We start from the raw sequence: 16,206 nt of genomic DNA, 5'->3' as shown, positions 1-16,206 counted from the left end.
CACCAGCTGTGAGTTTCGTTAGCGTTGTCGACGGCCCGCAAGGGCTGACCTACGTAACCGCGTCCCGCCCCCTGTCGCCTTGTGACGGCGTGCTGGACGTACGGTCGAACGCAACGTGGTAGCCGTCGACGCCCCACGTGATCCGAGCCCGCGCGCTGTCTGTCAGTGCGCCGATGGGGCGGATCCTGAGTCGTTCGACCCGGCCTGACGATCGACAGGAAGAGTGCAACGCGGCTCCGCGTGCGCTTCCGGGAGAAAGAATGACCGAAACGATTGCCGTCTCCGCGACGGGTCTGTACAAAGTCTTCGGCAGGAAGCCGAAGGACGCCGTCAAGCGTCTGCAAGCGGGTGCGTCCCGCGACGAGATCGCGACGAGCGGGACCGCTGCCGTCATCGACGCGTCGTTCGACGTGAAGCAGGGCGAGATCTTCGTCGTGATGGGCCTCTCCGGCTCAGGGAAGTCGACGCTCATCCGCATGCTCAACGGCTTGCTCGAGCCGACCGCCGGTACGGTGACGGTCGCCGGGCAGCCGATCTCCGGCGTCTCCTCCAAGCAGTTGCGTGCGGTGCGCCAGGAGAACATCTCCATGGTCTTCCAGCACTTCGCCCTGCTGCCCCACCGCACGGTCCTCGAGAACGCGGCCTACGGGCTGGAGGTCAAGGGTGTGCCCGCGGCGGAGCGTCGCGAGCGTGCTCAGGCCGTCGTCGAACGGGTGGGACTCGCCGGCTGGGAGGACAAGCTCCCCGGCCAGCTCTCCGGCGGGATGCAGCAGCGCGTCGGATTGGCCCGCGCACTCGCGTCCGACACCGACATCCTCCTGATGGACGAGGCCTTCTCCGCGCTCGACCCGCTGATCCGTCGTGAGATGCAGGAGCAGCTCGTCGAGCTGCAGGCCGAGCTCGGGAAGACGATCATCTTCATCACCCACGACCTCAACGAGGCGATGTTCCTCGGCGACCGGATCGCCGTCATGCGCGACGGCAGGATCGTGCAGGTGGGGACCCCCAACGACATCCTCACCGACCCGGCGAACGACTACGTCGCCCAGTTCGTCCAGGACGTCGACCGCGCTCGCGTGCTCACCGCCGGAGGTGTGATGGAACCGGCGCGTTCCGTCGTCTCCGCGTCCGCCGGTCCGAGGGCAGCCCTCCGCATCATGCGCGATCTGCAGACCTCGACCGCCTTCGTCGTCGGCCCGGGTCGGCAGCTCCTCGGCGTCGTCCGCGACAAGGACGTGCTGCGGCTCGTCCGGGCCGGCGATCACGAACTCGGCAGCGTCATCACGGCGGACCTCGCCACGGTCTCCCCGGAGGCCGCGCTCGTCGACCTGTTCGAGTCAGCGGTCGAAAGCGCCCTCCCGGTCGCCGTCGTGGACGAGCGGACGCGTCTCCTGGGCGTCGTCCCGCGGGTGACCCTGCTCGCCGCCGTCGGCAACGTCTCCACCAACACGGACGAGATCAGCCTCGTCGGTCCGCCGGCGACGGTGCCCGTCGAGCTCATCACGGCGACCCTGCGGTCGACCGCGGAAGACCCGCAGCACCCCGACGACGGTGGGTCCGTCGATCCGACGGCCGCTGAACCGTCCATGACCGAACCGTCCGCCTCCGTGCAGGAAGGGAGCGTCCGATGAACGGCCTGCGTCTCCAATCGTCCGACCTCGTCGACGCCATCACCCGCCCCGAGATCGGTGCGTGGGTCGAAGCGTTCGTCGACTTCATCACCGACGTGTTCCAGCCGGTGTTCGACGTGATCCGGGCGGTCTTCCAGGGGCTCTACGACGGCGTCGACACGGTCCTCAGCGGACCGCCCTTCTGGGTGATCATCCTCGTCGCGGCGATCCTCGCGCTCATCGCCCGCGGCCCCGTGTTCGCGATCGGTTCGGCCGTCGGTCTGCTGATCATCGTCGGCGTGGAGCAGTGGGAGAACGCGATGGACTCGCTCTCGCTCGTCCTCGTCGCCGGCCTCATCGCGATCGTCATCGGCATACCGCTCGGGATCCTGGCCGCCCGGTCGAAGGTCGCCTCGTCGATCATCCGGCCCTTGCTCGACTTCATGCAGACCACCCCGGCGTTCGTCTACCTCATCCCGGCGCTCATCCTCTTCCGCATCGGTGTCGTCCCGGGCATCGTGGCGACGATCGTCTTCGCGTTGGCCCCGGCCGTCCGGCTCACGGAGCTGGGCATCCGCAACGTCGACCGGGAGGTCGTCGAGGCCGGCAACGCGTTCGGAGCCTCCTCGTGGAGGATCCTGCGCCAGATCCAACTGCCGCTCGCGATGCCGAACATCATGGCCGGCGTCAACCAGGTCATCATGCTCTCGCTCTCCATGGTCGTCATCGCGGGCATGGTCGGCGCCGGCGGGCTGGGTGGCGACGTGGTCAAGAGCCTCTCCAGGATCGACATCCAGCTCGGCTCCGAAGCGGGCCTGTCGGTCGTCATCCTGGCGATCTTCCTGGACCGCCTGACCGCCTCGCTCGGTGCTGGTCGCAAGCCTGGGCGCCGTGTGAAGCCGACACCGGCACCGGGCGGCATCCGCCCCGCGCCTGCCTCGAGCACCACCACGACGGACTCGACCAGCCACGTCGAGCCGAGCGGGAAGCCCGCTCCGTCCCCGGCCGGCTCACGCTGACGCCCGTCCCTCTCGACTTCAACCGACGACACCGATCCCCGTTCGCGGGACGAAAGGAATCATCGAACATGCAGTACCGCACCAAGATCGCCACCACCATCGCAGCGGGGGCGGCGGCGACGCTCGCCATCTCCGGTTGCTCCGCAGGCGCCTCCGACGAGACGCTCGAGAACGGCGACAAGCAGGCCGTGACCATCGCCGTCTTCAGCGGCTGGGACGAGGGCATCGCCGCCTCCGAGCTGTGGAAGGCCGTGCTCGAGAAGCAGGGCTACGACGTCACGCTCGAGGAGGCGGAGCCGGCCCCGGTGTTCTCCGGATTGAGCACGGGCGACTACGACCTCACGCTCGACGTCTGGCTGCCGACCACCCACGCGAGCTACATCGAGAAGTTCGGGGACGACGTCGTCGACCTCGGTGCGTGGAACACCGACGCGAAGCTCACGATCGCGGTGAACGAGGACGCTCCCGTCGACTCCCTCGAGGACCTGGCCGCGAACGCCGACCTCTTCGACAACCGCCTCGTGGGCATCGACCCGGGTGCAGGCCTCACCGAGGCGACCCAGGACAAGGTCATCCCCGAGTACGGTCTCGAGGACTGGGAGTTCCTCACCTCGGGTACTCCCGCGATGCTCTCCGAGCTCAAGGCGGCCACCGATGCCGGCGAGAACATTGCCGTCACGCTCTGGCGTCCGCACTGGGCCTACGACGCGTTCCCGATCAAGGACCTCGAGGATCCGAAGGGCGCGCTCGGAGACGCCGAAGGCATCCACAGCTTCGGCAAGGCCGACTTCGCCGAGGAGTACCCGACGCTCGCCGGGTGGCTGAAGGACTTCGACTTCGACTCCGAACGCCTGTTCTCGCTCGAGAACGCCATGTTCAACGAGGGTGACTCGAAGGACTACGCGCCGGTCGTCGAGAAGTGGATCAGCGACAACCAGGAGTACGTGGACTCGCTCACCAAGTAGCGGCTCGACACGACGACGGGCACCGGAGCGATCCGGTGCCCGTCGTCGTTCGCGCGGAGGTCAGCCGGCGAACCGCGCGAGCCCGTCGACGGCGCGGGTGAGGACCTCGGTGCGTTTGCAGAACGCGAATCGGACGAGTGACGCGTAGTCCGGGTCGCGGCGGTCCAGACAGAACGCCGACAACGGCACGGCGACGACGCCGGCGAGCTCCGGCAGGGCGCGACAGAACGCGGCCGCGTCGCGGTGGCCGAGTGGTGCCGCGTCCGCGACGATGAAGTAGGTGCCGTCGGGTCGGAAGGTCTCGAAGCCCGCCGCCGAGAGCCCCGCGCTCAGGAGGTCGCGTTTCCCCCGGAGACCGTCGGCGATCGCGGTGAAGGCGGCGTCGGGGAGGCGGAGCCCCGTCGCCATGGCCGGCTGGAACGGCGCTCCGTTGACGTAGCTGAGGTACTGCTTCACGGTCGAGACCGCCGTGACGAGCTCGCGTGGACCGGTCAGCCAACCGATCTTCCAGCCCGTCGTGCTGAAGGTCTTGCCGCCCGAGGAGATCGTCAGCGTCCGCTCCGCGGCACCCGGAAGGGTCGCGATCGGGACGTGGGGGACGTCGAACGTCAGATGTTCGTAGACCTCGTCGGTCACGATGAGCGCGTCGTGGCGGTCGGCGAGTTCGACGATGAGTTCGAGGGTCGACCGGTCGAGGACCGTGCCGGTCGGATTGTGCGGCGTGTTGACCAGGATGATCCGCGTCCGGTCGGTCACCGCGGCACGGAGTTCCTCCGGATCGGGTTGGAAGTCCGGTGCGCGCAGCTTCACGGTCCGGTGCCTGCCCCCGGCGAGCGCGATGAGGCCGCCGTACGCGTCGTAGAACGGTTCGAAGGTCACCACCTCGTCGCCGCGCTCGACGAGGGCGAGCAGGGAGGCGGCGAGCGCCTCGGTCGCTCCGGCCGTGACGAGCACCTCTCCCTGGGGATCGGGGTCGAGACCGTAGAAGCGTCGTTGGTGCTCGGCGATGGCGGTGCGGAGGTCGAGGGTGCCGGGGCCCGGCGGGTACTGGTTCTCGCCCCGCTCGATCGCGGCGATCGCTTCGGCGAGGACGGATTCCGGTCCGTCCTCGTCGGGGAACCCCTGGCCGAGGTTCACCGCGCCGGTCTCCAGGGCGAGGGCGCTCATCTCGGCGAAGATCGTCGAGGAGACGGCGCCCTCCTCGTCCACGAGTCCGGCGCCCTCCGCAGTGCGGCGCCAGGGTCCGTCAACCACCATGTCGATCTCCCTCCGCGGCCTGAGTGACAGGCCGTCTCCAATCTAGGACACCACCCACGGCGGCTTGCGGCGAAGACCTAGCCCGCGTACAGCCCGTGCGAATGAAACACACAGCTCGGCGCGCGAAGCTGACTGCGCTTGGAAGGAGCAGAACCACCATGACCGAACCCGCAGACGGACAGCAGCCCGCCGAACACCCCGAGTCCACCCCCGCCGGGGAGACCACGCCGCAGTCCGCAGCCGCTGAGCAGGCCGGCGGTCCCGCCGCCGCGGGTGAGACCCGGCCGTCCACGGCCGGTGCGTACTTCCCGCCGCCGACCGCGACGCAGCCGACCGAGCCGCTGTACGGCCAGGCCGCGCAGCAGCCGCTCGGGTCGCCGCAGCAGGGGTCTCCCTACCAGCAGCCGTCGCAGTATCCGAGCGCGGCGTTCACGCGTCAACCGCAGCCGAACGCGTACGGCGCCTACCAGCAGCCCGCCCAGCCGCAGGCAGGGCACCCGCAGCCCGGACACCCGCAGTCCGGCCAGCCTGGCACCGGGCAGTACCAGCCCGGTGCCTACGGTGCGTCGCCCTACGCCCAGCAGCACGGCGGGACCCCGACGCCGCCCCGCCCAAAGAAGACGAACCGCCCGCTCGCCGGGATGGTCGCGATGCTCGCGGTCGGAGCCCTCATCGGCGGTGCGTCCGGCGCGGGAGCGACCCTCTGGGTGACGAACGCGACGAAGTCGAGCGTGTCGAGCAATGAGGCCGGGTCGAAGGCCTTCGCGATCAACGACGACGCCGACGTCAGCCTCACGACGGCCATCGCCGCGACGGCCGGGCCGAGTGTCGTGACGCTGTCGGTGCAGGGAGGCCAGAGCGCCGGTACCGGTTCCGGCATCGTGCTCAGCAAGGACGGGTACGTCCTGACGAACACCCACGTCGTGACCCTCGACGGTCAGGTCGCCGACCCCACCATCCGGGTCACGGACGCGAACGGCAAGCTGTACACCGCCAAGCTCGTCGGCACCGACCCCGTCTACGACCTCGCCGTCATCAAGCTCGAGGACGCATCCGGCCTCAGCCCGATGGAGTTCGCGAACTCCGACAAGCTCAACGTCGGCGAGACGGCCGTCGCGATCGGCGCACCGCTCGGCTTGGCCGGAACGGTCACCGACGGGATCGTCAGTGCCCTGAACCGCAGCATCACCGTCGCTTCGTCCGCCGTGCCCGATTCCGGGTCCGGCGACGACGGCGGGTCGGACGACCCGAACGGCGACAACCAGAGCCCCTGGAACTTCGACGTCCCGGGCAAGACGCCGACGGCGCCGACCTCCTCGATCTCCATCGCGGTCATCCAGACCGACGCGGCGATCAACCCGGGCAACTCCGGTGGCGCACTCGTCGACGGCACCGGCAAGCTCATCGGCGTCAACGTCGCCATCGCGAGCGCCGGGAGCACCGACGCGTCCTCGCAGAGCGGGAGCATCGGCGTCGGCTTCGCCATCCCCGCCAACATCGCCAAGCGCGTCTCGGACGAGATCATCAAGACGGGGAAGGCGACCCACGGTTTGCTCGGCGCCACGGTGAAGGATGCCGCGAGCGACGCGAAGAGCACCGTCGCCGGGGCGCTCATCGACAAGGTGACGGAGAACGGCGCCGCCCAGGCCGCCGGCCTGAAGTCGGGCGACGTCGTGACGGAGTTCAACGGCGTGCCGATCACCGGGGCGAACGACCTGACCGCGCAGGTCCGGGCGCTCGCCGGTGGGGCCACGGCGAAGGTCACCTTCACCCGGGGGAGCGATTCGCAGAGTGCCGAGGTCACCCTCGGGGAACTCGCGCTCTGACGCTCGGGACCCGCAGTCCAGGAGACGCCCGCACGGCACCGTGCGGGCGTCTCCGCGTCCGGGGCCGTGCCCGCGACCGGCTGCTAGGCTCGATCGAACGAATCACGGAGTGAACCCCACATGTCGAACGACCGAGGCCAGGCCGACGCACCGTCGTTGCCCGGAGTCTCCTACGTGATGCCCGTGTTGAACGACGTGCGGCACGTCCGAGCAGCCGTCGACAGCCTGCTGGCTCAGGACTACCCGGGCGACGTCGAGATCACGATCGCCGTCGGTCCGAGCATCGACGGCACGACGGAGCTGGTCCGGTCGCTCCAAGCCGCGGACCCGCGCATCCACGTGCTCGAGAACCGCGTCGGCTCGACCCCGGCCGGGCTGAACCTCGCCATCTCGGCGTCGACGCATCCGATCGTCATCCGGGTCGACGCCCATTCGGAGCTGCCGAGCGACTACGCCCGGACCGCCGTGGAGACGATGCTGCGCACCGGTGCGCAGAACGTCGGCGGGATCATGGACGCCCGCGGCCGCACCGCGTTCGAGACGGCGGTGGCCCGCGCGTACGGTTCGCGGGTGGGCCTCGGCGGCACGCCGCACCACGTCGGCGGGCGTGAGGGGCCGGCCGACACGGTCTACCTCGGCGTGTTCGACCGCGAGATGCTCGTACGGGTCGGCATGTTCGACGAGCGCATCAAGCGCGGGCAGGACTGGGAGCTCAACCGCCGCATCAAGCATGCGGGAGGCCTCGTCTGGTTCACGCCCGAACTGCGCGTCGTGTACCGCCCGCGCGCGAGCCTGCGCGCCCTCGCCCGCCAGTTCTTCTCCACCGGCCTCTGGCGCGGCGAGCTCAGTCGCAGCTTCCCCACTCGCGGCACGCTCAGGTACTTCGCCCCGCCGGTGCTCGTGCTCGGGATCGTCCTCGGCACCCTGCTCGGCCTCGGCGGGCTCCTCCAGCTCGCTGCCGGCATCCCACCGTGGCTCTTGATCGGGTTCGCGGCACCCATCGGGTACGCGCTCATCGTGCTGCTCGCGAGCATCGTCGTCACCGGGCGGGACGGCGTGCGTACGAGCCTGTGGATGCTCGTCGTACTTCCGTGCATCCACTTCTGCTGGGGCACCGGTTTCGTGCTCGGCTACGGCTCGCTCGCGAAGGACATCTCCGCGCTGCGCAACCCACCGAAGGCGGTCTAGATGTCGGATCCCCGTGCGGACGCTCCGGGTCCGCGGCTCACCCCGCCGCGGACGATCGCCGAACTCCGGGCTGTGGCGCAGCCCCCCGAGGTCCGAGCCCGGAAGAATGCGGAGCACTGGACGGCGGACCTCTACCTCCGCGACCTGTCGCCGTACGTCACGTGGCTGCTCTTGCGCACCAGCATCAGCGCCAACGGCGTGACCGGACTCATGATCCTGACCGGTTGGGCTGCTGCTGCCGCGTTGCTCATCCCGGGCTTCGGCGGCGCCGCGCTCGCCCTCGTCCTGGGTCAGACGCAGATGCTCGTCGACTGCTGCGACGGCGAGGTCGCGCGGTGGCGCAGGACGTCCAGCCCAGCAGGGGCGTTCCTCGACTCCGTGGGACACTACTCGACCGAGTCGCTCATCGCGATCGCGCTCGGTGTCCGGGCAGCCGGATGGCCGGTCGACGCACCGGTCGACCTCACCTGGATCACGCTCGGGTTCGCGCTCGCCCTGTTCGTCGTGCTGAACAAGGCTTTGAACGACATGGTGCGCGTGGCCCGCGCCGGCTTCGGTGCGCCCAAGCTCACGTACTCGACGGAGGAGTCGGCACCACGTGGGGGAGTCCTCGCGATGGCCAGACGGGTCGCGCGGTTCCTGCCCTTCCACCGCCTCTTCCACTCGGTCGAACTCACGATGGTCGTCTTCGCGGCTTCCGTGGTCGGGCTCTTCGTCGGCGACGTCGAGGCGATGCGGTGGACCCTCGCGGTCCTCGTGCCGCTCGCCCTCTTGACGGTCGTCGGCCACTTCGTCGCGATCGTCTCGTCGAATCGACTGCGCGCGTGATGTCGGGACCGATCCCGGTCACCCGATCCGTCGGCGTCGTCGTGCTGACACAGGGGACCCGGCCCGTCGAGCTCGCCGCCGGTGTCGCGAGCCTGCTCGCCCAGCGTGGCGTCGAACTCGATGTCGTGGTGGTCGGCAACGGCTGGGAACCGTCCGGGCTCCCCTCGGGGGTGCGTGGGCTGGCGCTGGCCGAGAACCTCGGTATCCCCGCCGGTCGCAACCGCGGTGCCGCCGCGGTCAACGGCGAGTTCATCTTCTTCCTCGACGACGACGCGACCATCCCGTCGACCACGTTCCTCCAGGACGCGATCGCGATGCTCGACGCCGACCGGTCGATCGGGCTGCTCCAGCCCAGGCTCGCCGACGCGACCGGTGTCCCGACGCCGTCCCGCTGGGTGCCCAGGACCCGCGACAAGGATCCCCGTCACTCGAGCGCGGTCTTCTCCTGCCTCGAGGCGGCGGTCCTCCTGCCTCGCCGGGTGTTCGACGCCGTCGGCGGTTGGGCCGATCCCTTCTTCTACGCGCACGAGGGCATCGAACTCGCCTGGCGGGTCTGGGATCAGGGGAGGCGCGCCTGGTACGAGGCGTCGCTCGAGGCGAACCACCCGGTCACCGAGCCGACCAGGCACACCGCGTACTACCGCCTGAACGCACGGAACCGTGTCTGGCTCGCCCGACGGAACCTCCCGCTCCCGCTCATCCCGCTCTACGTGGGTTCCTGGACGCTGATCCAGGTCGCCCGGTGGTGGCGCAAGCCCGAGGCGCTCCGGCCCTGGTTCGGCGGGTGGCGCGAGGGCTGGCGGACCGACCCGGGTGGACGCCGACCGTTGCGGTGGCGCACGGTCTGGCGGATGGCCAGAGCGGGCCGGCCGCCCGTCATCTGACCACCGGGTGCCGTCGTGACCCCACCGTGACCTGGCGTCGTTACGCTTGACGGATGCTGGAGCTGACATGGGACTGATCAGAGACGGTCGTCGCGCCATCACCCTGGCGCGGGACCTGCTCGCCAATCGGCGGGCGAGAGCCGTCCTCGCCGTCCAGATGCAGGCGGCTCCCGTGATCGAACCCGGCCGCTACAAGGTGGCGGTGTACTTCGCCGACGGCGCCGTGAACATGTACCAGATCCGGCAGTGGTACCGCCCGCTCGCCGAGCTCTCCAAGCGCTGGCCGGTCCTCATCCTCAGCCGCGGGGCGACGGCGGCCGCGAAGCTGTTCGAGGAGTCGCCCGTCCCCACGGCCTACGTCCGGACGGTCGTCGCGCTGGAACGGACGCTCGCCGAGCAGGACATCCGCGTCGTGCTGTACGTCAACCAGAACGCCAGGAACTTCCAGATGTTCCGCTACGGCTCCCGCTGGCACGTCTTCGTCAACCATGGCGAGAGCGACAAGATGTACATGACCACGAACCAGTTCAAGGCCTACGACTACAGCCTCATCGCCGGTCAGGCAGCGAGGAACCGACTCGAGCGGGTGCTCTGGGACTACGACTTCGACAAACGCGCCATCATGATCGGCCGTCCCCAGGCCGACCACTACTCGGGAGCGCTGCCCTACACACCCGACGACCGGATCGTGGTGCTCTACGCCCCGACCTGGGAAGGCGACCGCGCCGCGGCCGCGTACGGGTCGATCGCGAGTCACGGGGTCGCCCTCGTCCGAGCCTTGATCGCCACCGGGCGTCACCGCGTCCTGTATCGGCCGCACCCGCGCAGCGGTGTCGTCGACGCGTCCTACGCCAGCGCCAATCGCGAGATCATGTCCGCGCTGCAGGAGGCGAACCGCGCGGACCCGAGCGCTCAGCACGTCGTCGACACCGGCGCGGAACTCGGCTGGCAACTGGCGGCGGCCGATGCGGCGATCGTGGACATCTCCGCCATGGTGTACGACCGGCTGGCCAGTGGGAAGCCGCTCATGATCACACGTCCGGTGCATCCCGAGGCCGAGATCGACACCGGGGGATACCTCTCGGCGTGCGAGTGGCTCGACGCGTCGGACGCGCCGGACATCGTGGGCGGGATCGACCGCCTCCTCCAGGATCCGGACACGGTCGCACGCCTGCAGCACTGGGTCGAGTACTACTTCGGCGACACGACACCCGGGGTCACGACCGCCCGGTTCCACGAGGCCATCGAGCACCTGATGGCGGAATGGGACCGGTTCGCGCTCCTCCACGCAGGTGACCGCCCGGAGCTCGACGAGCATGAGGACGACGAGGACGAGGACGACGACGAGGATCGCGCCTGAGGCGCGCTGGATCGTTGAGTCCGCGCCCAGGAGAACCACGTAGGGTCGGGCAGGTGAATCCGTCCTCCGGGCGACTGGCCTCCCTCGACGGAGTCCGTGGTGTCGCCAGCGTCGTCGTGGTGCTCTACCACGTGTCGTTGCTGGCGCGACCCTTCGCCACCGGCAGCATCTCGGAACCGGCCTGGGACATCGCGACGGAGACGCCACTCAAGCTCCTGTTCGCCGGAACCGAGGCCGTGCAGGTGTTCTTCGTCCTGAGCGGCCTCGTCGTGGCGTTGCCGTTGTTGCGCGGTGGCGCGAGCTGGCCGGGCTTCTTCGCCGCCCGCTTCGTCCGGCTCTACCTGCCGGTCTGGGGAGCGCTGCTGTTCGCGGCGGCGCTCATCCTGCTCATCCCGCGGGATCAGGCCTCGGTCACGAGCGGTGAGTGGATCGCCAACGCGAACGCGACGAGCGTCGATCCGCTGCACCTCCTGTCGGAGGCCACCCTCACGCCGGTCAGCTACACGCTCGTCAACACGCTCTGGTCGTTGCGGTGGGAGCTCATCTTCACGCTCCTCCTGCCGGTCGCGGTCCTGCTCGCACGGCTGCTCCGTCGCTGGGCGTGGCCGATCGCGGCACTCATGTCGGTCGTGATGGTCGTCGGTCGCGTCGCGGGCCTCGACGCCGCCGTGTACCTCCCGGCCTTCTTCATCGGCACGCTGATCGCGGTCCGGCTCGACAGCCTCCGGGACTGGGCGGCGGCGCGGCCACGTCCGTGGCAGTGGGGCGTCCTGACGGGCGTCTCCGCCCTGCTCCTCGTGGCCAGCTGGTTGTCCCGTCCCTTCGTCGAGTCTTCCTCGACGCTCGGCCAGGCGCTCTGGGGGCTCTCCGGGGTGGGCGCGGCCGGACTCATCGTCGTCGCCATCGGAAGCCCGCTCGCCCGACGGCTGCTCGAGGTCCGCCCGATCCTGTGGCTCGGGAAGGTGTCGTTCAGCCTCTACCTCGTGCACGCGCCGATCCTCGCGACGCTGGCGTTCTCCTTCGGGGACGCACGCTGGTGGCTGGTGGGCATCGTGGGTGTCCCACTCAGCCTGGTGGTCGCCGCCGCGTTCTTCCAGCTCGTCGAGCGGCCCTCGCACGGCCTCGCGCGTCGCGTCGGCCGGGCCGTCCAGGCGCAGTCGGAAGCGGTGCGTTCCTGGGCCGTCAGCCGACGCGGGGGACGAGCGCCTTCCGCTTCTTCCGACGATCGGCCGCGCGCAACTCCTGAGCCCACCGACGGGTGACGGCCTCGTCGTCGTATTGCTCGGCGGTGGACCGCGCGTGGCGGCGCATGGCGTCCACCTCGTGGTCTGGGAGGGCGAGCAGCCGCTCGATGGCGGCGGCGACGACGGCCGGTTCGGCGGACGGGACGAGGAAGCCGTTCCGTCCATCGGTGACGATGTCGGCGGGCCCGTAGGGCACGTCGACGACGATCGGCAGGCAGCCCGCCGCCATCGCCTCGACGAGGACGAGTGGGAAGCCCTCCGAGGTCGAGGTCATGACGAGGAACGAGCCGGACCCGAGCTGTTCGCGGGCCGAGCGGTCATAGCCGTGGAGGACGATGCGGTGCTCGGGATCCTCCGCGCTCAGGATGGCCTGCAGCTCGCCGAGCAGCTCGCCGCCGCCGTAGACGTCGAGCGTCGGAGGCGTGCCGACGGCGGGTGTCGCCGCCAGCACGGCACGGATGGCGTTTGCGGGGCGCTTGCGCGCCGTGAGCGACCCGAGGAACATCCCACGATGACGGGGACGCGCCGCCTGCGCGACGTGCTTGTCGACGAGGTCACGCGAGTTCGGGATGACCGCGAGCGAGGCGTGGTCGCCGAGCATGGTCCGCACATCGGCCAGTTGACGCTCGCTCAGGAGGGCGACGAGGTCGAAGTCGTCCAGAGCCTCGAAGACCGCGCGACGCGACTCCCGCAGACGACCGTGCGGGCGCTCGGTGCCCTGGAGGTGGGAGGCGTGCACGACGTGCGCCGTGACGACGTTCCGCTTGCGGTAACTCAGGACGAACGGGGCGGTGGTCTTGCTGTCGACGATCATCCAGGCCGGGGCGCCTGCGGTGATCGCGTCGAACCACGCGCGGTACAGCGACCAGATCCGGCCCCAGGTGCGCACCGGTCGGCCATGGTCGTCGCACAGCACGACGGAGCGGCCGCCCTTGGTGCCCAGCTCCTTGGTGTCGCGGCGGTCGGAGAGGAGGAGGGTGCCGTCGGTTCGGTAGACGTCGACCTGCAGCACCTGGCCGGCGTCGTCGCGGCGCTCCCGGCTCAGCACGGCCTCGCCGCGGCGCCGTTCGGTGCCGTCGTCGACGGTGGGGAGCGGCGTGAACGGATACCGGTCGAGGTCGAGGGAACCACCCGGCAGCGGGTTCGCGCGCAGCCAGTCGTAGAGGTTGACGAGGTGCATGCCGTCCACGAGGTCACCTCGGGATCGGAGCCGCTCCTCGAGCGCGGGGTAGTCCGGTCGCTGGTCGAAGGTGAGGATGTCGACGGGCGTACCGGCCAGACGCACGAACGCACGCGAACGGTGGAACATCGCCTCGGTCATCCCGCCGAAGTCGTCCGTCAGGCCCCAGGTGACCGCGAAGTGACGACCTTCGGGGAGGAGGCTCTGGGAACGGCGCAGGAAGGGAAGTTTCACGGCTCGACGCTACGCGACGGACCTGGAGAGATGCCGCATCGCCTCCAGCGACTCACGGGCCGACTGGCGGGTCCTGGGCGGGGCCTTCGGGGTGACCCGACGCGCCAGGGCCGGACTCGATGGCCTGCTGCCCGCGTCGGCGGAACACCTGGTCACGGAACTTGCCGAGGCGAGACGTGCCGGTGACCACGCGCATCCGCGGCTCGAGGTCCAGCGGGACCACGAACGGCGCCGGTCCGAACGCCTGACGGGCTGCGCGGACCACCTGCCGACCCAGGAGGTGGTTGCCGATACCGCCGACGGCCGCGCCGACACCGAAGGGGAGGGCCTTGCCGATCACGCCGGCTCCACCGCTCGCCGCGAAGTGTTTGACGAATCGCACCCGCAGCTGGTCCGCGACCGGTCCCACGATCATCGACGGCAGCCCCTGGGTGATCGTCTGACCCCAGAACGCCTGTCGGGGGATGCCCTTCCCGGTTGCCTGGGAGCCGAAGTTGCGGAGGAGGTCGGTGCCGGCCTTCCCGAGCATCATCGTCATGACGAGTGCGCGGGACCGGACCGGATCGGCCAGGGCGATGCCGTGGACCTCCGTGACCGACTGCGCGAACAGCGCGGTCGCCTCGAGGAAGCCGGCCGTCTCGACGCCGGAGAGTGCGAGGGTCGTCGCGGTCCCGATGGCGGGCACGACGGCGGTCGCACCGACGGCCGCACCGGTCGTCGTCACCGTCGCGAGGTACCGACGTTCCAGGACCCGGATCAGCTGATCGGCCGTCGCGTTGGGGTACATGCGTCGGATCGACCGGATGTGGGCCACGACCACCGGCCGCTGCACCCAGAGGACGCGGTCGAGCGCCCGCACCCACCCCGGCTCGGGGAGCATTGGCTGCTGCGCTGCGGGGTTCGGGTAGTGGGCGGGACCGGGAACCGGTCCCTGCTGCGGTCCGGTCATGACGGCCTCCTCGTGGGCGGGGCGGCCAGTCTACGTCGTGGTCCTGCAGGATCGCCGACGGTTGCTGCGGCGGCTCAGCTGTTGTAGTCGGCGTTGTAGCGGTCGAGCACGTCGTCGATCGAGGCGTCGAGGACGAGCGCACCTTTGTCGAGGTACAGGCCGCGCGTGCAGAACCGGCGGAGGTCCTTCTCGTTGTGTGAGACGAAGAACAGCGTCCGCCCGCCCTCGAGGAGCTCCTCGATCCGGCGGTAGCACTTCTCGCGGAAGGCCCGGTCACCGACGGCCAGGACCTCGTCCACGAGGATGATCGGTTCCTCGAGCTGCGCGATGACCGCGAACGCGATGCGGACCTTCATGCCGCTGGAGAGGTGCTTGTACGGGGTGTCGACGAAGTCGGCGATCTCGGCGAAGGCGATGATGTCGTCGAAGCGCTCGTCGATCTCGCGGCGCGACATGCCGTGGAGTCCCGAGGTCAGGTAGACGTTGTCGCGGACGGTGAGGTCGTTGACGAAGCCGCCCGTGATCTCGATCAGGGGCGCGACACCCTCGCGGACGCCCACGGTGCCCTCGTCGGGCAGGACGACGCCGGCGACGAGCTTCAAGAGCGTCGACTTGCCCTGCCCGTTCCGGCCGACCACGCCGATCGCCTCGCCGGGAGCGACCTCGAACGAGACATGGCGCAACGGCCAGAACTCGCCCGGGCGCGAACGGCGGTCGCGGCCGGCGAAGAGGTCCTTGAAACTGCGGCGGCCACCGCGGTTCCGGCGGAATCGGATGCCGGCGTCGGTCACCGAGATGGCGGCGCGGGTCGCGGGGGAGCTGTCGGTCGACATCAGATCTCCTTCAGCACGGAGCGCTCGCACCGCTTGAAGATCAGCAGGCCGAGCGCCAGGATCACCGCGGACATCCCGGCCGAGACGCCCACGAGGTACCAGTCGAGTTCCTGCGGGAAGAACGCGGATCGGTACAGCGCGAAGATGCCGCTCAAGGGGTTGAGCGCGGCGAAGGGCTCGATGCGGTCCGGGAGGGCGGTCGTGCTGTAGATGATCGGCGTGGCGTAGAACATGAAGCGCAGCACGAGTTTGACCGCCCGTTCCAGGTCGCGGAAGAACACGACGAGGGGAGCGACGATCAGGCAGAGCCCGACGGTGAGGACCGTCTGGATCGCGATCGCGAGCGGGAAGAGCAGGATGTCGACGTTGACCGACGCACCGCTGAAGACGGCGAACGCCGCGAGGACGGGGAGCGCTGCGAGGAACTCGATGCCCTTCGACAGCACGATGCGATTGACCCAGATGGTCCGGGGGATCGTCGTCGACCGCACCAGCTTCGCCTCGCGGAGGAATGCACGGGTGCTGTCCGAGACCGACCCGGTGAACCACATCCACGGCAGGAGCGCCGCGAGGAGGAAGACGATGTACGGCTCCTCGCCGACATCGCGCCGGAACACCTGTGTGAAGACGAACCAGTAGATCCCGCTCATGACGAGCGGGTCGAGGATGGACCACACGTAGCCGAGCGCACTCGTCGAGTAGCGCACGCGCAGATCCCGGACCGTCAGGATCCAGAGCGCGTGGCGGTATCTGGCCGAACGCGACATCCTTGGCCGCGTCTCAGCTGAAGAACTCACGGGACCAACCTTATCGAGGTCGCGCAGGAACG

General features: G+C 69.7%; 14 protein-coding genes. 9 read left to right on the top strand and 5 right to left on the bottom strand.

The window, feature by feature from the left end:
• Window positions 1–260 precede the first annotated feature (260 nt).
• The 3 genes from QRN27_RS02220 to QRN27_RS02210 all read left to right on the top strand — a co-directional run bounded on the left by QRN27_RS02220 (window position 261) and on the right by QRN27_RS02210 (window position 3,594).
• The gene (locus QRN27_RS02220) at window positions 261–1,631 is read left to right on the top strand and encodes a quaternary amine ABC transporter ATP-binding protein (protein WP_285040558.1); all 1,371 of its coding nucleotides are present in this window, start codon (window positions 261–263) and stop codon (window positions 1,629–1,631) included.
• Window positions 1,628–2,629, top strand: coding sequence for an ABC transporter permease (locus tag QRN27_RS02215; RefSeq protein ID WP_285040557.1), 1,002 nt, complete (start codon window positions 1,628–1,630; stop codon window positions 2,627–2,629). Before QRN27_RS02220 ends, QRN27_RS02215 begins: the two co-directional genes overlap by 4 nt.
• Window positions 2,630–2,697: 68 nt before the next feature.
• On the top strand, window positions 2,698–3,594 hold the full coding sequence (locus QRN27_RS02210; protein WP_285040556.1) for a glycine betaine ABC transporter substrate-binding protein: 897 nt from the start codon (window positions 2,698–2,700) through the stop codon (window positions 3,592–3,594).
• A gap of 60 nt (window positions 3,595–3,654) precedes the next feature.
• On the opposite strand, the gene QRN27_RS02205 is transcribed toward QRN27_RS02210, so the two are convergent.
• Window positions 3,655–4,851 (bottom strand): aminotransferase class I/II-fold pyridoxal phosphate-dependent enzyme, encoded by a 1,197-nt coding sequence (locus tag QRN27_RS02205; protein WP_285040555.1) that lies wholly within the window; start codon window positions 4,849–4,851, stop codon window positions 3,655–3,657.
• A gap of 158 nt (window positions 4,852–5,009) precedes the next feature.
• Between QRN27_RS02205 and QRN27_RS02200 the strand changes: the two genes are divergently transcribed.
• From QRN27_RS02200 to QRN27_RS02175, 6 genes are all read left to right on the top strand, one after another.
• Window positions 5,010–6,677, top strand: coding sequence for a S1C family serine protease (locus QRN27_RS02200; RefSeq protein WP_285040554.1), 1,668 nt, complete (start codon window positions 5,010–5,012; stop codon window positions 6,675–6,677).
• Window positions 6,678–6,797: 120 nt separating this feature from the next.
• The gene (locus tag QRN27_RS02195; RefSeq protein ID WP_285040553.1) at window positions 6,798–7,865 is read left to right on the top strand and encodes a glycosyltransferase family 2 protein; all 1,068 of its coding nucleotides are present in this window, start codon (window positions 6,798–6,800) and stop codon (window positions 7,863–7,865) included.
• Entirely contained in the window at window positions 7,866–8,693 is an 828-nt protein-coding gene (locus tag QRN27_RS02190; RefSeq protein WP_285040552.1) for a CDP-alcohol phosphatidyltransferase family protein, read from the top strand. It begins immediately after the preceding gene.
• A complete protein-coding gene (locus tag QRN27_RS02185) occupies window positions 8,693–9,577 on the top strand; it encodes a glycosyltransferase family 2 protein (protein ID WP_285040743.1) in 885 nt (294 codons plus the stop codon). Before QRN27_RS02190 ends, QRN27_RS02185 begins: the two co-directional genes overlap by 1 nt.
• A 67-nt stretch (window positions 9,578–9,644) precedes the next feature.
• Window positions 9,645–10,937, top strand: coding sequence for a CDP-glycerol glycerophosphotransferase family protein (locus tag QRN27_RS02180; protein WP_285040551.1), 1,293 nt, complete (start codon window positions 9,645–9,647; stop codon window positions 10,935–10,937).
• Window positions 10,938–10,990: 53 nt separating this feature from the next.
• Window positions 10,991–12,199 carry an acyltransferase family protein gene (locus tag QRN27_RS02175; protein WP_285040550.1) on the top strand — a complete coding sequence of 403 codons (1,209 nt, stop codon included), beginning with the start codon at window positions 10,991–10,993 and terminating at the stop codon, window positions 12,197–12,199.
• Here QRN27_RS02175 and QRN27_RS02170 read toward each other — a convergent pair.
• The 4 genes from QRN27_RS02170 to QRN27_RS02155 form a co-directional block, all read right to left on the bottom strand.
• The gene (locus QRN27_RS02170) at window positions 12,120–13,595 is read right to left on the bottom strand and encodes a glycosyltransferase (RefSeq protein ID WP_285040549.1); all 1,476 of its coding nucleotides are present in this window, start codon (window positions 13,593–13,595) and stop codon (window positions 12,120–12,122) included. The genes QRN27_RS02175 and QRN27_RS02170 overlap by 80 nt on opposite strands.
• A 52-nt stretch (window positions 13,596–13,647) precedes the next feature.
• Window positions 13,648–14,544 (bottom strand): hypothetical protein, encoded by an 897-nt coding sequence (locus QRN27_RS02165; protein WP_502929459.1) that lies wholly within the window; start codon window positions 14,542–14,544, stop codon window positions 13,648–13,650.
• 74 nt (window positions 14,545–14,618) lie between these two features.
• Window positions 14,619–15,377 carry an ABC transporter ATP-binding protein gene (locus QRN27_RS02160; RefSeq protein WP_285040548.1) on the bottom strand — a complete coding sequence of 253 codons (759 nt, stop codon included), beginning with the start codon at window positions 15,375–15,377 and terminating at the stop codon, window positions 14,619–14,621.
• Window positions 15,377–16,144: an ABC transporter permease gene (locus QRN27_RS02155; protein ID WP_285040741.1), complete on the bottom strand. Its 768-nt coding sequence runs from the start codon at window positions 16,142–16,144 to the stop codon at window positions 15,377–15,379. The genes QRN27_RS02160 and QRN27_RS02155 overlap by 1 nt, the downstream gene beginning before the upstream one ends.
• Window positions 16,145–16,206: the final 62 nt, after the last annotated feature.

Source organism: Plantibacter sp. LMC-P-059a, from assembly GCF_030209505.1.
In the GTDB taxonomy this organism is placed as follows: Bacteria; Actinomycetota; Actinomycetes; order Actinomycetales; family Microbacteriaceae; genus Plantibacter.
Note: the sequence above shows the minus strand (reverse complement) of the source record. Positions and strands in the feature narration are given on the sequence as shown.